This is a genomic window from Streptomyces sp. GLSS-08 (assembly GCF_056387915.1).
Genome location: NZ_JBWJAQ010000004.1, coordinates 486,375 through 503,476, shown reverse-complemented (window position 1 = coordinate 503,476; position 17,102 = coordinate 486,375). Strand labels below are relative to the sequence as shown.

At 72.6% G+C, this 17,102-nt stretch carries 12 protein-coding genes and 1 tRNA gene; 3 read left to right on the top strand and 10 right to left on the bottom strand.

Annotated features, from left to right (window positions below):
- Positions 1–683: 683 nt before the first annotated feature.
- From holA to leuS, 8 genes are all read right to left on the bottom strand, one after another.
- Positions 684–1,670 (bottom strand): DNA polymerase III subunit delta, encoded by a 987-nt coding sequence (gene holA / locus AC0ZLC_RS10290; RefSeq protein WP_476751577.1) that lies wholly within the window; start codon positions 1,668–1,670, stop codon positions 684–686.
- 218 nt (positions 1,671–1,888) lie between these two features.
- Complete coding sequence (locus AC0ZLC_RS10285; protein ID WP_476751576.1) at positions 1,889–2,134, bottom strand: hypothetical protein; 246 nt, start codon at positions 2,132–2,134, stop codon at positions 1,889–1,891.
- Between the two features lie 202 nt (positions 2,135–2,336).
- The gene (locus AC0ZLC_RS10280) at positions 2,337–3,149 is read right to left on the bottom strand and encodes an arylamine N-acetyltransferase family protein (protein WP_476751575.1); all 813 of its coding nucleotides are present in this window, start codon (positions 3,147–3,149) and stop codon (positions 2,337–2,339) included.
- A 116-nt stretch (positions 3,150–3,265) separates the two neighbouring features.
- Positions 3,266–5,977: a ComEC/Rec2 family competence protein gene (locus tag AC0ZLC_RS10275; RefSeq protein ID WP_476751574.1), complete on the bottom strand. Its 2,712-nt coding sequence runs from the start codon at positions 5,975–5,977 to the stop codon at positions 3,266–3,268.
- An 86-nt stretch (positions 5,978–6,063) separates the two neighbouring features.
- On the bottom strand, positions 6,064–7,167 hold the full coding sequence (locus AC0ZLC_RS10270; protein WP_476751573.1) for a ComEA family DNA-binding protein: 1,104 nt from the start codon (positions 7,165–7,167) through the stop codon (positions 6,064–6,066).
- A 133-nt stretch (positions 7,168–7,300) separates the two neighbouring features.
- Entirely contained in the window at positions 7,301–8,146 is an 846-nt protein-coding gene (locus tag AC0ZLC_RS10265) for a DegV family protein (protein WP_476751572.1), read from the bottom strand.
- Positions 8,147–8,218: 72 nt separating this feature from the next.
- On the bottom strand, positions 8,219–8,950 hold the full coding sequence (locus AC0ZLC_RS10260) for a hypothetical protein (RefSeq protein WP_476751601.1): 732 nt from the start codon (positions 8,948–8,950) through the stop codon (positions 8,219–8,221).
- Between the two features lie 154 nt (positions 8,951–9,104).
- Positions 9,105–12,017, bottom strand: coding sequence for a leucine--tRNA ligase (gene leuS, locus AC0ZLC_RS10255; RefSeq protein WP_476751571.1), 2,913 nt, complete (start codon positions 12,015–12,017; stop codon positions 9,105–9,107).
- A 414-nt stretch (positions 12,018–12,431) separates the two neighbouring features.
- Here leuS and AC0ZLC_RS10250 point away from each other — a divergent pair, with 414 nt between their 5' ends.
- Together AC0ZLC_RS10250 and AC0ZLC_RS10245 are read left to right on the top strand one after the other, a co-directional pair.
- On the top strand, positions 12,432–13,736 hold the full coding sequence (locus tag AC0ZLC_RS10250; protein ID WP_476751570.1) for a ferric reductase-like transmembrane domain-containing protein: 1,305 nt from the start codon (positions 12,432–12,434) through the stop codon (positions 13,734–13,736).
- Positions 13,737–15,356, top strand: coding sequence for an NADH-ubiquinone oxidoreductase-F iron-sulfur binding region domain-containing protein (locus AC0ZLC_RS10245; protein ID WP_476751569.1), 1,620 nt, complete (start codon positions 13,737–13,739; stop codon positions 15,354–15,356).
- A gap of 51 nt (positions 15,357–15,407) precedes the next feature.
- On the opposite strand, the gene AC0ZLC_RS10240 is transcribed toward AC0ZLC_RS10245, so the two are convergent.
- Positions 15,408–15,480 (bottom strand) — tRNA-Ala (locus AC0ZLC_RS10240).
- A 112-nt stretch (positions 15,481–15,592) separates the two neighbouring features.
- Between AC0ZLC_RS10240 and AC0ZLC_RS10235 the strand changes: the two genes are divergently transcribed.
- A complete protein-coding gene (locus AC0ZLC_RS10235; protein WP_476751568.1) occupies positions 15,593–16,888 on the top strand; it encodes a glycosyltransferase 87 family protein in 1,296 nt (431 codons plus the stop codon).
- Here the strand turns inward: AC0ZLC_RS10235 and AC0ZLC_RS10230 are convergent.
- Positions 16,867–17,100, bottom strand: a complete 234-nt coding sequence (locus tag AC0ZLC_RS10230; protein WP_121403099.1) for a DEAD/DEAH box helicase family protein — start codon at positions 17,098–17,100, stop codon at positions 16,867–16,869. The genes AC0ZLC_RS10235 and AC0ZLC_RS10230 overlap by 22 nt on opposite strands.
- Positions 17,101–17,102: the final 2 nt, after the last annotated feature.

The following is a 17,102-nucleotide window of genomic DNA, read 5'->3' as shown; positions in this document are numbered from 1 at the left end:
GGGGGGCTGGGGGCTGGGGGGCGGGTTTTCGGCCCGTTCGACGGCTCGGCCTTTTGGCCCGGTTGGCGGTTCGGCCTTTGGGTTCGTTCGACGGCTCTGTCTTCGGCCCGGTCGACGGCTCGGCCGTTCGGCTCTTGGAGCGGCTGCGGCCTTTCAGCCTGGGCAGGGGTTGCTGCTCGTGCGGCCCGTGCGCGGCCGGCGGCCTTCTGCCTCTGCCCCGGCTGGTGTCTTTCAGCCCGTCCGGCGTTCGAGGACGAGGCCGCCAGGCCGATACGGGGGTCTGGGGGCGGAGCCCCCAGGTACGGGACGGGTAGGGGCGGAGGGGGCGAAAAAGGTTCGTCAGCAGCCGGGATACGCCGGGGGGCGGGGCCACAGGGGGAAGTTCACCCACATCTGGCACATCTGGGGCTCACCCCGGTGTGGGATCACCCCGGTGTGGGATCACCCCGATTTGGGATCACCCCGGGCCCGGGGTCACCTGATTCCGGGTCACCTGGAAACGGGCTCACAGGTGCTCGGGGTCACCTGGAAACGGGCTCACGCGTGCTCGGGGTCACCCGGAAACGGGCTCATGCGTGCTCGGGGTCACCCGGGCAAGAACTCACCTCGGTTCCGGGGCGCCCCGGGACCGGGCTCACCCGTGTTCGGGGTCACCCCCGGTCAGAACTCACCCGTGCTCGGGGCTAACCCCGTCTCGACCGCGCCGCCCGGGCAATCGCCACCACCGCCTTCTCCAAGGCGTACTCGGGATCGTCCCCGCCCCCCTTGACCCCGGCATCGGCCTCGGCAACAGCCTGCAACGCGTAGGCAACCCCGTCCGGGGTCCACCCCCGCATCTGCTGCCGCACCCGGTCGATCTTCCACGGCGGCATCCCCAGCTCCCGAGCCAGATCGGCGGGCCGCCCCCCACGCGCGGAGGACAACTTCCCGATGGCCCGCACCCCCTGCGCCAGAGCACTGGTGATCATCACCGGCGCGACCCCCGTCGACAGGGACCACCGCAACGCCTCCAGCGCCTCCGCCGCCCGCCCCTCCACGGCCCGGTCGGCCACGGTGAAGCTCGACGCCTCGGCCCGCCCGGTGTAGTACCGCCCGACCACGACCTCGTCGATCGTCCCCTCGACATCCGCGGTCAGCTGGGACACCGCGGAAGCCAGCTCGCGCAGATCGCTCCCGATGGAGTCGACGAGCGCCTGGCACGCCTCGGGCGTGGCCGCCCTGCCCAGCACCCGGAACTCATTGCGCACGAACGCCAGCCGGTCCGCCGGCTTCGTCATCTTCGGGCAGGCCACCTCACGGGCACCCGCCTTGCGCGCCGCGTCGAGCAGCCCCTTGCCCTTGGCCCCGCCCGCGTGCAGCAGCACGAGGGTGATCTCCTCGGCAGGCGCCCCGAAGTACGCCTTTACGTCCTTGACCGTGTCCGCCGACAGATCCTGCGCATCGCGTACGACCACGACCTTGCGCTCCGCGAAGAGCGACGGGCTCGTCAGCTCGGCGAGGGTGCCGGGCTGCAACTGGTCCGGCGTGAGATCCCGTACGTCCGTGTCCGCATCGGCGGCACGGGCAGCGGCCACCACTTCCTGCACGGCACGGTCGAGCAGGAGATCCTCCTGGCCCACCGCCAGCGTGACAGGGGCGAGAGGGTCGTCTTGTGCAGTCTTCCTGGCCATCGCGCCAAGCATCCCACGCTCCGCTGACAACGCGACGACAGCCGGGCGAGGACGACGGGGCGAGGGCGCCCGGGCGAGCGCGACCGGGCGAGGACGACCGGGCGAGCGCGACCGGGCGAGGACGACCGGGCGAGGGCGACCGGGCGGCAAGCGGCGGAGTCCAGCTCACCGCCGACCGGCCCACCCACGCCGACTGCCAGGACACCCACGGAAGACCTCTACGGCTCCTCCCGCCACCCGTCCCACTCACCCACGAACTCGTCCAGTTCCCCGGGTGCCAGCCGCTCCTCCGGGTCCCGCAGCACGACCAGCCACTGGGCGTCCTCGGCATCGTCCTCACCGGCCAGCGCGTCCCGGACGAGCTGCGGCTCCTCGTCGAGTCCGAACCGGTCCCCGAGTGCCTCCAGCGCCTCTTCCGCGGCATCGCGGTCGGGCAGCACCAGCACGTGTCTCACATCGCTCACGGAGACATTTTCCGCCACGCCCGCCGCCGCCGAAGCCGGGGCCTCCCCATCCCCCGGGAAAGGGCCAGGGCCACTGGCCCCCGGTCAAAGGGCCGGGTTCCCTTGCCACCGGACCACGGTGAGAGGACCCGGCCCCGCCACCGCCCTCGGAAGGGAGGACCGGCGCCCGTGTCATCCACCGCCCCCGCGAGAGCCGGCCCGCTCAGATCTCCCGCACCACCGGGACCCGGTCCAGTCCGATCCCGAACCGCTCCCGGTACACCCCCAGCACCTCCTCGTCCGTGCCCAGCTCCGTCACCTCCTTCGTGCCGTCGGCCGCGGTCACGGTGAAGGCGCGGCCGCTCAGCGTGATCCTTCCGCCGTCCTCGGTGACCCGCGAGCACACCAGCGACTGCGTGAAGTGCGACTCCGGCGACGTCCTGTGCCACCAGGCGCCCGACACGAAGTCCCCGAGCACACGCCTGCGCGTCTCCAGCCGGTACTGCGCCCTGCCGTCCCGCAGCACGTCCAGGTCCCCGTACTCCGAAGCCGCGCTCCCGGCCGGCTCCCCCACCTCCGCCACCCGGAACGTGCCCGCCGGGTCCACCTGATCCCCCCGCTCCCCGAAGGCCAGCGGCCAGTGGCTGTGCGCCCCGAAACCCACGTCGGCCAGCCAGTCGCCCCCGTCCGACGTCCGCACCCGCAGGGCGAGATGGTCGTAGGGGATCCCGAGCCGTTCCTCCGCCCCGTGCACCCGCGCCGCGAGCAGCGTCACGTCGAAGCCCAGCGCCTCCAGCAACGCCCCGAAGACGCCGTTCAGTTCGTAGCAGAATCCTCCCCGGCGAGCCCCCACCACCTTGTCCAGCAGCCGCTTCTCCTGCAGCACGATCTCCTCACGAAGGTGGATCGACAGATTCTCGAACGGCACGCTCCGCAGATGCCGCAGCTGGAGTTCGCGCAGCACCTCGGAGGTGGGTCCAGCGGGGCGCGCTGCGCCGATACGACGGAGATAGGCGTCGGCCTGTGCGGAATTCATGACCTCAGTCTCCCCCCGCTGCTCCCCGCACGCCCCCTCCGACGTCACCGGGCCCTCGCCTCTCCTCTCCGCCTTACCGCGGCCGTTCCGGTCCGTCACCTCAGTCACCCGCCACCTCAGTCACCCGCAACCCGCAGTTCCTCACCCGTGCCGGACACGGCGATCGCCCCGTCCTCGTCCGTACGCATCACCGCGGCACCCCCGGCCCTCAGCGCGGCGACCGTGCTCGGCGCCGGGTGACCGTACGGGTTGTCCTCGCCGCACGAGATCAGCGCCAGCCGCGGCGCCACCCTGCGTATGAGCTCCGGGTCCTGGTACGCCGATCCGTGATGGGCGACCTTGAGCACGTCCACCGCGCCCAGCCGCGCGCCCTCGGGTGACCTCAACAGGGCCTGCTGGGCGGGAGGTTCCAGGTCACCGAGCAGGAGCAGGGACATCCCGGCCGACCGTACGAGCAGGGCGACACTGGCGTCGTTCGGGCCCTCCGGCGCCGGCACCGGAGCCGGGGGCGGCCAGACCACCCGCCAGTCGAGGGTTCCCGCGCGGCGCCGCTCCCCCGTCGCGGCCCGGGTCAGCGGAATGTGCCGCGCGGCCGCCTGGGACCGCACGAACTGCGCCTGGTCCGCGGGCTCGTCGAGCCCCGTCGTCTCGATGGCGCCCACCGAGCGCCCACGCAGCACACCCGGCAGGCCCGCCACGTGGTCGGCGTGGAAGTGGGTGAGCACGACCAGCGGGATCCTGATGATGCCGAGCGCGCTCAGGCACCGGTCGACCAGGACCGGGTCAGGCCCCGCGTCCACCACCACGCCCGCGCCGTCACCCGCCGCCAGCACGGTCGCGTCGCCCTGTCCCACGTCGCACACCGCGAACCGCCACCCGGGCGGCGGCCAGCCCGTGATCACCCGGGCCAGCGGCGGCGGCTGCACCACGACCAGCAGGAACAGCACGACGCAGACAGCGCACAGCCAGGGGTGTCTCACCAGCCTCCGCCCGAGGAACACGGCGGCCGCCGTCACGAGAGCGAGCAGCAGCGCGCCCGTCCAACTGTCCGGCCAGTCCACTCCCGCACCGGGCAGCGCGGCGCCGGTACGGGCGATGTCGGCGATCCACCCGACGGGCCAACTCGCGCACCATGCCAACCCCTTGGCGACCGGCATGGTCACCGGAGCCGTCGCCAGGGCGGCGAAGCCCAGCACCGTGGCCGGCGCGACCGCGAACTCGGCGAGGAGATTGCACGGCACCGCGACCAGGCTCACCCGGGCCGACAGCACGGCCACGACCGGCGCGCACAGCGCCTGTGCCGCGGCCGCCGCGGCCAGGGCCTCGGCAGCGCGAGGCGGTACTCGCCGTCGCCGGAGCGCGGCGCTCCACCGTGGGGCGACGGTGAGCAGGGCACCGGTAGCAAGCACCGAGAGCAGGAAGCCGTAACTCCGTGCCAGCCAGGGGTCGTAGAGCACCAGCACCAGGACGGCGGCGGCCAGCGCGGGAATCAGGGACCGGCGTCGTCCCGTCGCGACGGCGAGCAGCACGATCCCTCCGCACGCGGCGGCCCGCAGCACACTGGGGTCCGGTCGGCACACGATCACGAAGGCGAGCGTGAGCGCGCCGCCGAGCAGGGCGGTCGTCCGCAACGGGATACCGAGCCGGGACGCAAGACCGCGGCGCTCCGCACGCTGAGCGAGTCCGGGCGGCCCGATGAACAGGACCAGCAAGATCGCCAGGTTTCCCCCGCTGACCGCCAGCAGATGCGCGAGGTCGGTCTCCTTGAACGCGTCGTCAAGTTCGGGTGTGACGCGTGAGGTGTCCCCCACGACCAGGCCCGGCAGGAGTGCCCGTGCGTCCGACGGCAGTCCGTCGGTCGCCTCCCGCAGCCCGCTGCGCAGCCGGCCCGCGAGCCGTTGCACACCCGACGGCTCCCCCACGACGTCGGGTGATGCTCCGGCCCGCACTCGCAGGACGCCCGCGATCCGGTCTCCGCCCGTGAGCGCGGGGACGAGCCGCGCGGTCACCCGCACCCACGTGGACGGCAGCAGACCCAGCCACGGCGAACGCACCGGGCCGCCCACCTCTCGTGGAGCGCCCGGCTGCCGTAGTGCGCTCGCGTCGACGATCACCAGCACCGGAGTACGCGTCGCCACGACCGCCCCGTCCGGTTCCCGCAGCCGCCGCACCTCCGCGTCGAACAGCACGGCCGTGGGAGCCGCGTGGTCGCCGTTGATCCGGGGCCTGGTGAGACGTGGATCGGAGGTGACCTCGACGTCGGCGGTCACCTGCGCGTACTGCCCCGCCAGGGCGGGCACGGGGCCGCGCCGCAGGTCCGCTCCGTGAGCCCCGGCGGAGGCGGCGGCCGCGGCGACGCACAGCAGCACGGCAGCCACCGAGACCCGCGGCCACTCACCCCACCGCCCTGTGCGGCCCTCCCCCCGACGCCGTTCATCGCTGCCCCGCGGCCCCTCGGCCCGATCCCCTCGACGGCCTCCCCCGCCAACTCCGCGATCTCCGTCGTCATCTCCCCGGCCGTCGGCTCCCTTGCCTCGACGGCCTCCGCCGCTGTCACGCCGACTCCGGGCGGCACCTCCTCGACACCCGTCACCGCGTCCACCCCCGTCCGGTGGCGCGCTCCTCGCGCCGCCCCGGTGCAGCCACAGCAACAGGCCTGCGCCGGCCAGGCAGACCAGCACCACAGCCGAGACCCGCGTGACGGCGGCGTCCACCGTCAAGGCCGCCGTCGCCCAGGCCGCCAGGGCGGGCGGCACCAACCTCAGGTCCGTCGGCCCTTCCTGGCGAGGATGCGAGGCCCCGAGCCGCGCACCGGAAACCGTGTGCACCGTCCGGCGACCGGGGGCCCCGGCACCTGTGTCCGAACCGGCCCCTGCACGCGTACCGGGCCCTGCCCCTGTGCTCGGCGTCCCGTTCATGGCCGGACGAGATTCCGCAGATCGGCGAAGCGCCGGTCGCCGATGCCGTTCACCTCACGCAGCTCGTCGACCGACCGGAACCCGCCGTGCTGGGTGCGGTAGTCGATGATGTGCTGCGCCAGGACGGGGCCGACCCCCGGCAGGGTGTCCAGCTGGTCCGGGGTGGCGGAGTTCAAGGAGACCGGCGTCGCGGGCGCCGCTCCGGCCGTGGACCCGCCGGCGGATCCCCCGGTGCCGGATACGACGGCTCCTCCGGGACCGGCGCCCGCCGGAGGTGCGGGGCCGCCGACCACAACCTGTTCGCCGTCCACGAGGAGGCGCGCCCGGTTGAGGCCTTCGGTCTTCGCGCCCGGACGCACACCACCCGCCGCCCGCAGGGCGTCGGCGACCCGTGAACCGGTCGGCAGCCGCTGGATCCCGGGACTGCGCACCTTGCCGCTGACGTCCACGACGATCTCGGTGCCCGGCCCGCCGGTGGACTCGGGCGTGCCCGCCGAGGCGTCCGGTTTCGTCCTCCGGCCCCCGGCCCGGCTGTCGTACGGAACCGCCGCCCGCACGACTTCGGGCGCGCGGACCTGCTGCGTCCGGCCTGTCCAGAAGTGCTGCACGGCGAAGACCGCGGCGACGACGAGCAGGACGGTCAGGGCGGCCACACCGCGGCGCTCCAGCCCGCACCGCGACTGCAGCCACAGCGGCATGCGCTCCCGGACGGCCGACCCGACCCGCTCCCGCCACGCGCCCGACGGCGCCTCCCCGTCGGGCCCCACGCTCCCACCGCCGCCAACGCCCGCACCCACGCCGTCGTAGGCACCCGCACCCGCACGGACACTCCCGAGAACGGAAGCGTCCGCGCCGGCGGCAGTCGCGGCAGTGGCCCCGCGCCGGCCCGCCGGCGGTCCGCTCCCCGACGCGCGCCGCTCCCCCGCTCCGTCGGTGAAGAGCGCCTCCGCGCGTCGGCGGAGCACCTCCGCCGACGCCCGGTGGCGTCCACCCCGCCCGTGGGCATGGTGGCGCCGGTGACGGGTGCGCCCGTCGGAGGCGGGACCCCGGCCGGGGCCGCTGGTCACCGTGGCTGTACGTGAACGTGATGAAAGTGCCATGCGCCGAGCATCGACCAGACCGCCGCCCCCGCGATGATCTTGCTCAGTTCCCGTGGACAAGCTCCCAGTTGTGGATAACTCGCTCACCCGGAGGGACCACGGGAGCCGCCAACAGCGCGGCCGGGCGGCCCCGTCACCGAGGCGAGACGACAACCGCCAGCAGCCCGGGCCCCGTATGCGCCCCGATGACCGCCCCGACCTCGCTCACATGGAGGTCCGCGAGGCCGGACACCCGCGCCCGCAGGCGGTCCGCGAGCACCGACGCCCGTTCGGGGGCGGCGAGATGGTGGACCGCGATGTCGACCTGCGCGACGCCCGCCCGGTCGGCCGCGATCTCCTCGAGGCGGGCGATCGCCTTCGACGCCGTCCGCACCTTCTCCAGGGGTTCGATGCGCCCGCCGTGCAGCTGGAGCAGCGGCTTCACGGCCAGGGCCGAGCCGAACAGAGCCTGCGCGGCCCCGATCCGGCCACCGCGGCGCAGATAGTCGAGGGTGTCGACATAGAAGTAGGCGGAGGTTCCCGCGCCCCGCTTCTCCGCCGCCGTGACCGCGTCGTCGATCGTCCCGCCCGCCTCCGCGGACGCCGCCGCGGCCAGCGCGCAGAAGCCGAGGGCCATCGCGACCATCCCGGTGTCCACGACGCGCACGGGCACCGGCGCCTCACGCGCCGCGAGGACGGCGGCGTCGTACGTGCCCGAGAGCTCGGAGGAGAGGTGGAGCGAGACGATGCCCGGGGCGCCCGACTCGGCCACCCTGCGATAGGTCTCGGCGAAGACCTCGGGGCTGGGCCTGGAGGTGGTGACGGACCGCCGCTTCTGCAGGGCGAGGGCCACGGAGCGGGCCGAGATCTCGGTGCCCTCCTCCAGCGCCTGGTCACCGAGGACCACGGTCAGGGGCACCGTCGTGATGCCGTGGCGCTCCATCGTCCGTGGCGGCAGGTAGGCCGTTGAATCGGTGACGATCGCGACATGGCGGGACATGAGCTGGAGGTTACCTGTCGGGGCGGGCGAGCGGCAGTCCGGCCCCGGGAGCCGGGAGCGGGGCCCTCCGGATCAAGTGGTGCTCTCGGGACGGGGCTTCTTCTGCCACGGGTACACGGGCCGCTGGAGCGGCGGGGTGATGGCCGGGCGGGCCGGCTGCTCGGCCCCACGGGTCTCGGGCGTCTCGGGCCAGGTCTGCCCGCCGGACGCCGCCTCGTCGGGCGCGGGGGCCTTCGGCCAGGGCGGCGTGACGGCCGGCTCCGTCGTCCAGTGCCGCAGTGCGCCCGCCTCCAGGTCTATCTGCGTGCTCAGCGCGTCGAGGTCTTCGTCCGCGAAGCGGCGGGCCCGGTCGCGGGCCGCCCAGCGCAGCGCGTCCGCCGACCGGGTGATCTGCTCGGTGCGCTCGCGGAGGCCGGGGAGCCGAGAGGCCAGGGTGCCGCGGTCCGGCTCGGTCTCCAGGCGCCTGAGCTCGCCGTCCAGTTCGTGGCCGTGCGCGCTGAGCCGCTCGAACAGGCCCAGCGACTCCTTCAGGGACTCGTCGTCCGTCACGCCCGCGTGCAGCGCGTCCTGCGTGGCCCGCATCGACGTGCGCAGCTTCAGCCGCAGCTGTGCCAGCTCGCCCACCGGGCCCGGCTGGGCGAACGTCCTGGCGCGCAGCGTGGTGTCCTCCACGGTGCGCCGGGCCTGCGAGACGGTGCGGTCCACGCCGCGCTTGGCCGCGCCGACGACCTTCACGGTGGCGTAGGCCCCCAGGACCACGAACAGCAGGAAGAGCAGCGCCATCACTGCGATCACGGCTTCCACCACGCTCCTCCTCCGTCCGGCCCCGGCAGCTGCCGCGGCGCTCTTCCACGGTAAACGCAGCGGGCAGGTCCGGAGTTCCACCAGAACCCCGAACCTGCCCGTAGGGGACTACCCCGACAGCCCCGAACGAACGTGCTGGGCTGCCGGTCTCCGGCTAGGCCGGGACGATGTTCACCAGTTTCGGCGCCCGCACGATGACCTTGCGGATGCCGGCGCCGTCCAGGGCGGCGACGACCCTCTCGTCGGCCAGCGCCACCTTCTCCAGCTCCTCGTCGGAGATGGCCGGGGAGACCTCCAGGCGGGCCTTGACCTTGCCCTTGATCTGCACGACGCAGGTCACGGACTCGTCGACGACGTACGCGGGGTCCGCGACCGGGAAGTCCTGGTGGACGACCGAGCCGGTGCGGCCCAGCTTGCGCCACAGTTCCTCGGCGATGTGCGGCGCCAGCGGCGCGACCAGCAGCACCAGGGACTCGGCGACCGTGCGGGCGAGCGGGCCGCCCGTCTTGGTCAGGTGGTTGTTCAGCTCGGTGACCTTGGCGATGGCGGTGTTGAAGCGCAGTCCCTCCAGGTCCTGGCGGACGCCGTCGATCGCCTTGTGCAGGGCACGCAGCGTGGCCTCGTCCGGCTCGGCGTCGACGACCGTGACCTCACCCGTGCTCTCGTCGACGACGTTGCGCCACAGCCGCTGCAGCAGCCGGAACTGGCCCACCACCGCACGCGTGTCCCAGGGCCGCGACACGTCCAGGGGACCCATCGCCATCTCGTACAGGCGCAGCGTGTCCGCACCGTACTCGGCGCAGATCTCGTCCGGGGTGACCGCGTTCTTCAGGGACTTGCCCATCTTGCCCAGCAGCCGGCTGACCTTCTCGCCCTGGTGGTAGTACGCGCCGTCGCGCTCCTCCACCTCGGCGGCCGGTACGGCGATGCCGCGGCTGTCCCGGTAGACGTAGGCCTGGATCATGCCCTGGTTGAACAGCTTGTGGAACGGCTCGGCCGAGGAGACGTGGCCCAGGTCGAAGAGGACCTTCGACCAGAAGCGCGCGTACAGCAGGTGCAGCACGGCGTGCTCGGCGCCGCCGACGTACAGGTCGACACCGCCGTGCGGCTGTCCCTCGCGCGGTCCCATCCAGTACTGCTCGATGGCCGGGTCGACCAGCTGCCGGTCGTTGTGCGGGTCCAGGTAGCGCAGCTCGTACCAGCAGGAACCGGCCCAGTTGGGCATGGTGTTGGTCTCGCGACGGTACTTCTTCGGTCCGTCGCCCAGGTCCAGCGTGACGTTGACCCAGTCCTCGTTGCGGGACAGCGGGGTCTCCGGGGAGGTGTTCGCGTCGTCCGGGTCGAAGGTGCGCGGCGAGTAGTCCTCGACCTCGGGCAGCTCCAGCGGCAGCATCGACTCGGGCAGCGGGTGGGCGATGCCGTCCTCGTCGTAGACGATCGGGAAGGGCTCGCCCCAGTAGCGCTGGCGGCTGAACAGCCAGTCGCGCAGCCGGAAGTTGACGGTGCCCTCGCCGATGCCCCGGCCGGACAGCCACTCGGTGATGCGCGCCTTGGCCTCGGTGACGCCCAGGCCGTCCAGGGAGATGTCCTCGCCTGTGGAGTTGACGATCTTCGCGTCGTACGAGGCGAAGGCGTCGTCCCACGTCGAGGGGTCGGTGCCCCGGTCGTCCGACGGCTCGACGACGCAGCGCATCGGCAGTTCGAAGGCGCGCGCGAACGCGAAGTCACGGCTGTCGTGCGCCGGGACGGCCATGATCGCGCCGGTGCCGTATCCCATCAGCACGTAGTCGGCGATGAAGACCGGGATCCGCTCGCCGCTGACCGGGTTGGTCGCGTACACGCCGGTGAAGACGCCGGTCTTCTCCTTGGCGTCGGCCTGCCGCTCGACGTCGGACTTCGAGGCGGCCTGCGCGCGGTACGCGGCGACGGCCGCCGCCGGGGTCGCGTGACCGCCGGTCCAGACGTCGTGGGAGCCCTCGGGCCAGGCGTCCGGCACGAACGCGTCGACCAGCGGGTGCTCGGGCGCCAGCACCATGTAGGTGGCGCCGAACAGGGTGTCCTGACGGGTGGTGAAGACCGTGATCGCCGCGCCGTCGACGGGGAAGTCGACCCGGGCGCCCTCGGAGCGGCCGATCCAGTTGCGCTGCTGCAGCTTGATGGCCTCGGGCCAGTCCAGCGCGTCCAGGTCGTCCAGCAGCCGGTCGGCGTACGCGGTGATGCGCATGTTCCACTGGCTCAGCTTGGCCTTGAAGACCGGGAAGTTGCCGCGCTCGGAGCGGCCTTCCGCGGTGACCTCCTCGTTGGCCAGCACGGTGCCCAGGCCGGGGCACCAGTTCACCGGCGCGTCGGAGGCGTACGCCAGGCGGTACTGGCCCAGCAGGTCGGCTCGCTCCGCGGCGGTCAGCTCACTCCACGCGCGCGTGGTGCCCTCGGTGCCCGGTACGGCGCGCTCGCCGCTCTCGAACTGGGCGACCAGCTCGGAGACCGGGCGGGCCCGGCCGGCCTCGGTGTCGTACCAGGAGTTGAAAATCTGCAGGAAGATCCACTGGGTCCACTTGTAGTACTCCGGGTCGATCGTCGCGAACGACCGGCGCTTGTCGTGGCCGAGGCCCAGCCTGCGCAGCTGGACCTTCATGTTCTCGATGTTGGCCTCGGTGGAGATCCGCGGGTGCGTGCCGGTCTGCACGGCGTACTGCTCGGCGGGCAGGCCGAAGGCGTCGAAGCCCAGGGTGTGCAGGACGTTGTGGCCCGTCATCCGCTGGAACCGGGCGAACACGTCGGTGGCGATGTAGCCCAGGGGGTGGCCGACGTGGAGTCCCGCACCCGAGGGATACGGGAACATGTCCATGATGAACTTCTTGGGCTTTGCGACCAGAGCGGGGTCTCCGGCGAGGTCACCGGTCGGGTTGGGCGCCGCGTACGTGCCCTCCGCGTCCCAGAAATCCTGCCAGCGTGCCTCGATGTCCGCGGCCATGGCGGCCGTGTAGCGGTGCGGCGCGGCCACCTCGGAGGCGGCGGGGGCACCGCCCGCGCCTTCGGCAGCGGGGGAGGCATTCGTCTCGCTCATGATCCTCAAAGCTCCATCGATCGTCTCTGCCAGCGGCTGGGGAAATGAAAAAGCCCCTCGCACAGGAGGGGACGCCGCGCCGATGCCGGCCACGATCCTTCAGTGGCCGGAACTGATCAGCGCGGCTCGCTAAGCAGAAGGCGTACGGCACGCATGGCGCCAGGGTACCCCAGCCCCGGCGAGCGCCGCGACGAGCTCGCGGCCGCTCCCGGCACGCCGTGCCATGCTCTCCGACACCACAAAGACTGAACAAAGTTCAGAAGTTACTTCGCGTAACAGCCACTAAGGGACAGCACAAGGATCTCGTTGCCTTTGGATAACGACGCAATAACTCAAACCTCGTATCCATAGGTATGGCTCGACTTAGAGTGCGCCTTCGGGACCGCTTCCCCGAACTCTTTGGGAGTACCCCCCATGAACCCTCGTCGCAAGAACAGCTCGCTTCCCCAACCCGGCCGGTCGGCCTACGGGGCGGCGTCGGCTGCCGCTCTGCTCCTCATACCCCTCATCGTCCTGCTCGGCGGTGACGGCGTCAGGGACTTCCTCAACTTCGGTGCCGGAGTGCTGTCGCTGGTCGCCCTCACGTGCTCCGTGGTGTGGGGGCTCGTCGCCACCGACCGCCTGTTCCTCAACACGCGCCAGCGCCTGATCGCCCAGGCTGTGCACCGGACGACCGCGGTCTCCTCGGTCGCCTTCCTCCTGCTGCACGTCACGGTCAAGCTGGCGCTGGACCACACCACACTGATCGCGGCCGTCGTCCCCTTCGGCCTCGGCGTCACGGGCACCGCAGGGCTGATCGGCTTCGGCTCCCTCGCCGGACTGCTCATGATCTTCACGGCCGTCACCGGCGCGCTGCGCAGCGCCTTCGCCTCCCCCGCGCCGGTCGCGTCCCGCTGGCGCGCCATGCACATGCTGGCCTACCCCGCCTGGTGCGCCGCGCTGGTGCACGGCCTCTACGCGGGACGCCCCGCGAAGACCTACGTCACGGTCCTCTACAGCCTGTGCCTGATCGCCGTCATGGCCGCCCTGGCGCTGCGCTCGACCTCCGGCCCCCTCAAGCGCAAGGTCGCCGACCGGATCCTGGCGGTCCTGGGCGAGCCGGGCGGACCCGGTGCCCGCACGTCCCGCGAGGGACGCGGGGGGCCCCGTGCCGCCGGCGGGGACGGGCCCCTGCCGGGCTTCACGTCCCGCACGCCGAGGACGTCCCCGCAGGACACGTTCGTGCCGCCGCAGCGCATGCCGGCCGCTCCGCAGTCGCTCTACGCCACCCCGCCCCAGGCCGCCGACGCGGCGAGCGGCGGGTTCGCGGCCGCCTACCGGGCCGTGGGGGGCAGTTCCCCCACCGGGGACCCGCTGATCGACCCGATGGAGCGCATCCAGGTCCCCCTGGACACGCAGCCCACGGAGGTCCTGCCGCGCACCGACGGCAGCACCTCGGGCAGCTGGCCCATCCCCTCCCCGCCGCCCGTCGGCGAGGCCCCCCGTTCGTCGTACGATCCTCTCGCCGACACGGGATACAACATCCCCGTCTATGACAATCAGGGCAACAACGGATACGGCACAAGTGATGTGTACGACACCGGTGAGACGAACCCCCTCTTCGGCACGTACAACACCAACGACACGTACGACAGCGGTCCCACGACTGACGTACTGCCGGGCGCCTTCGACGCTCCTGGCTCCGGTGAATCATGGAACGCCCCTTCCGGAGGCTTTTAAGTGAACGAGGCCCTGCCCGACGTCCCAGAGGTCCGCGTCGTCGGGCTTCCGCAGCTCACGTCGGGTTTCGACCTGGTTGAACGACTCGACCTGCCGATGCACCTCAAGGTGCACGGTCCACTCGAACCGATGGGCGGCGAACAACTCGCGGGCCTCGCCGAGGCGATCTCCCTGAAGGGCCGCGGCGGCGCGGGATTCCCCTTCGCCAAGAAGCTGCGCTCGGTCGCGGAGTCGGCCATCAAGAAGGGCATCCGGCCCGTGGTGGTCGTCAACGGCAGTGAGGACGAACCGGCCTGCCGCAAGGACACCGTGCTCATCAACCGGGCCCCGCACCTCATCCTGGACGGAGCCCTGCTGGCCGCCGAGGCCATGGGGGCCCGCACCCTGGTCATCGGCGTGACCCGGGCGTCCACGCAGGCCTCCATGGAGGCGGCCCTGGCCGAACGCGGACTGAGCAACCGGCGCGGATCCGCCCTCCGCGCGCGCGTGCAGCGCAATCCGGTGCGGATGGTCACCGGAGCGGCCGCCTCCCTGATCCGCTCCATCGACGGCGGTCCGGCGATCCCGCCGGGCCGCAAGATCAGCGCGTCGCAGATCGGGGTGGGCGGCGCGCCCACCCTGCTGTCGAACGCCGAGACGTTCGCCCAGCTGGCCATCGCCGCCCGCATCGGCCCCGAGCGCTACCGCAACACCGGCCTGTACGACGAGCCGGGCACCGTCATGCTCACCGTCTCGGGCGCGGTCGCCCGCCCCATGGTGATCGAGGTCCCGACGGGAGTGCCGCTGCGGTACGTGCTCCAGCTGGCCGGCGCGCCGCCGCTCCCGCAGGGCGTGCTCACCGGCGGCTATCACGGCAAGTGGCTGGACGCGGCGGCGCTGGACGGGGCGGTCGTCTCGCGCAACTCCCTGGACGCGGTGGGCGGTTCCCTCGGCGCCGGCGCGATCCTCCCGATCAGCCAGCAGACGTGCCCGCTCGGCGAGTCGCTACGGGTGGCCCAGTGGCTCGCCGAGGAGAGCGCGGGGCAGTGCGGCCCCTGCTACCTCGGCCTGCCCGCCGCGGCGCGCGGCCTGGAGGACATACTCAACGGCGGCGGCCCCGCCGCGCTCGAAGCCGTCAAGCAGGTCGCCAAGGCCGTGAAGCGGCGCGGCGCGTGCTCGCACCCGGACGGCTCGGCGATGTTCATCGAGTCCACGATCAAGGCCTTCACGGACGACCTGGCCGCCCACGTCCTCGGCAACGGCTGCGGCAGGCCCGTGGAGGGCGTACTGCCGCTCTTCGAGAACGGTCAGACCCCCACCGGCATCCCGGGTGGCCAGGGGCAGCTGGAGGCCGGTCCCAGCCGCCAGAAGATCTACGTGGACTGGACGCTGTGCCGCGGGCACGGCCTGTGCGCGGACATCCTTCCCGAGGTCTTCGAGCTCGGCGCCGACGGCTTCCCCACCGTCGCGCAGGCGCAGGTGCCCCGGTACGCGGAGGCGAAGGCCGTGCGCGCGGTGCGGCGCTGCCCCGCGCTCGCCCTGCGGATCGAGGAGGACTCCCGGTCCTCCGCCCCCGCCCGCAACAACCTGCCCGTCCTCTCGCAGGGGCGCGGTCGCCGGGCTCTCGGCAGCGGTCGCTGAACACGACGAAGGCGGGCCACTCGATATCGAGTGACCCGCCTTCAACTGCTGTGGAGCTAAGGAGAATTGAACTCCTGACCTCCTGCATGCCATGCAGGCGCTCTACCAACTGAGCTATAGCCCCTTGCGGTGTCCGCCCGGTTTCCCCGGCGGCGACGCCAACATTACACGCTCTCCCGGGTGCACCACCAAATCGTTTCCGGTCTGTACGGATACGGGAGATAGTGTCGGCCTTCGTGACCCCGACCGCCCTCCCCCGTGACCGCCGCGCGCTCCTCGCCCTGGGGACGTGCCTGCTGTCCTTCACGGTGTTCTGGACGGCCCAGCGGGCCGCGCACGTGTCGATGATCGATTTGATGGTGTACCGCGCGGAGGGCGAGACGGTACGCGGCGGCAACGACCTGTACGCACTGCGCGCGACCGGGGCCGGCCTCCCCGCCACCTACCCGCCCTTCGCGGCTCTGCTGTTCGTCCCGCTGGCGCTGCTGGGCGCCGGGACCGCGCGCACGCTGGCGACGGCCGGGAACCTCGTCCTTCTCACGGCGTTCGCCGGCCTCGCCACACGGCTGGTGGGGCACGCGCGCGTGGAGGGCGTCTGGTGGGTCGCGGCGGCGGCCGTGTGGTGCGAGCCCGTGTGGACGACCCTGCGGTACGGGCAGATCAACCTGCTGATCGCGGTGCTGGTGCTGTGGGACCTGACCCGCCGGCCCGGGCACCGGTGGGCAGGAGCCGGCATCGGACTCGCCGCGGCGATCAAGCTGACGCCCGCACTCTTCGCGGTGTTCCTGCTGGTCACCGGCCTGGTGGCCCGCACCGGGGGACGTTGTGGAGAGCCATGGCTGCGGCACGCGCGCGGGGCGGCCGTCGTCTTCGCCGGTGCCACGCTCTCGGCCGCGGCCGTCCTGCCGTACGACTCCTGGCGGTTCTGGACCCGTGTGGCGTTCGAGGCGGAGCGGGCCGGGCTCGCGGAGGACACCGCGAACCAGTCGCTGCGCGGGGTGCTGGCCCGGCTGCTGCACACCCCCGACCCCGGGCTGTGGTGGATCGCCGCCGCGACCGCCGTGGGGGCGGCGGGCCTCGCCGCCTCGGCGGCGGCGGAACTGCGCGGCAGCCGCCCCTGGGCGGCCGCCGGGTGCGCGGCCACGGCACTGCTGGTCAGCCCGGTGTCCTGGTCGCACCACTGGGTGTGGTGCGTACCGATGGCCCTGGTCCTCGCCACCAGGAACCGGACGGCGGCCGTGGGAGCGGCACTGGTCTTCTGCTCGTACGCCCTGTGGTGGGTGCCGCACGGGCCGGGCCGGCACGAACTGCGTCAAGGAGGAGTCGAGTTGACGCTGTCGGCCCTCTACGGGGTGACGGCCCTGGTCTTCCTGGCCCTGACCGCGACCCGGACCGCAAGGGCCGGGACCGGTACGGACAGGGCCGGAGAGGCCGGGACCGGTATGGCCGGGACCGGTATGGCCGGGACCGGTATGGCCAGGACCGGAAAGGCCCGGGCCCTGCGGCGGTCTCAGGCCGTCGCGAACGAGTAGAACCGCTTCAGGGTGCAGTGTTCGTCGAGGAGCCGGCCGTAGATCGGCTCGCCCTCCAGCTCCCGGTACGTCTCGATCGGGTCGCCTTTTATGATCAGCGCCCGCGCGCACTCCTCGCACCAGTACTGGTAGTCGTGATTGAGCGGCTCCATGTCGCGGACGATCGGTGTGCCGCTGCCGCACCAATCGCACTTCCGCCGGTGTGCACCCATCG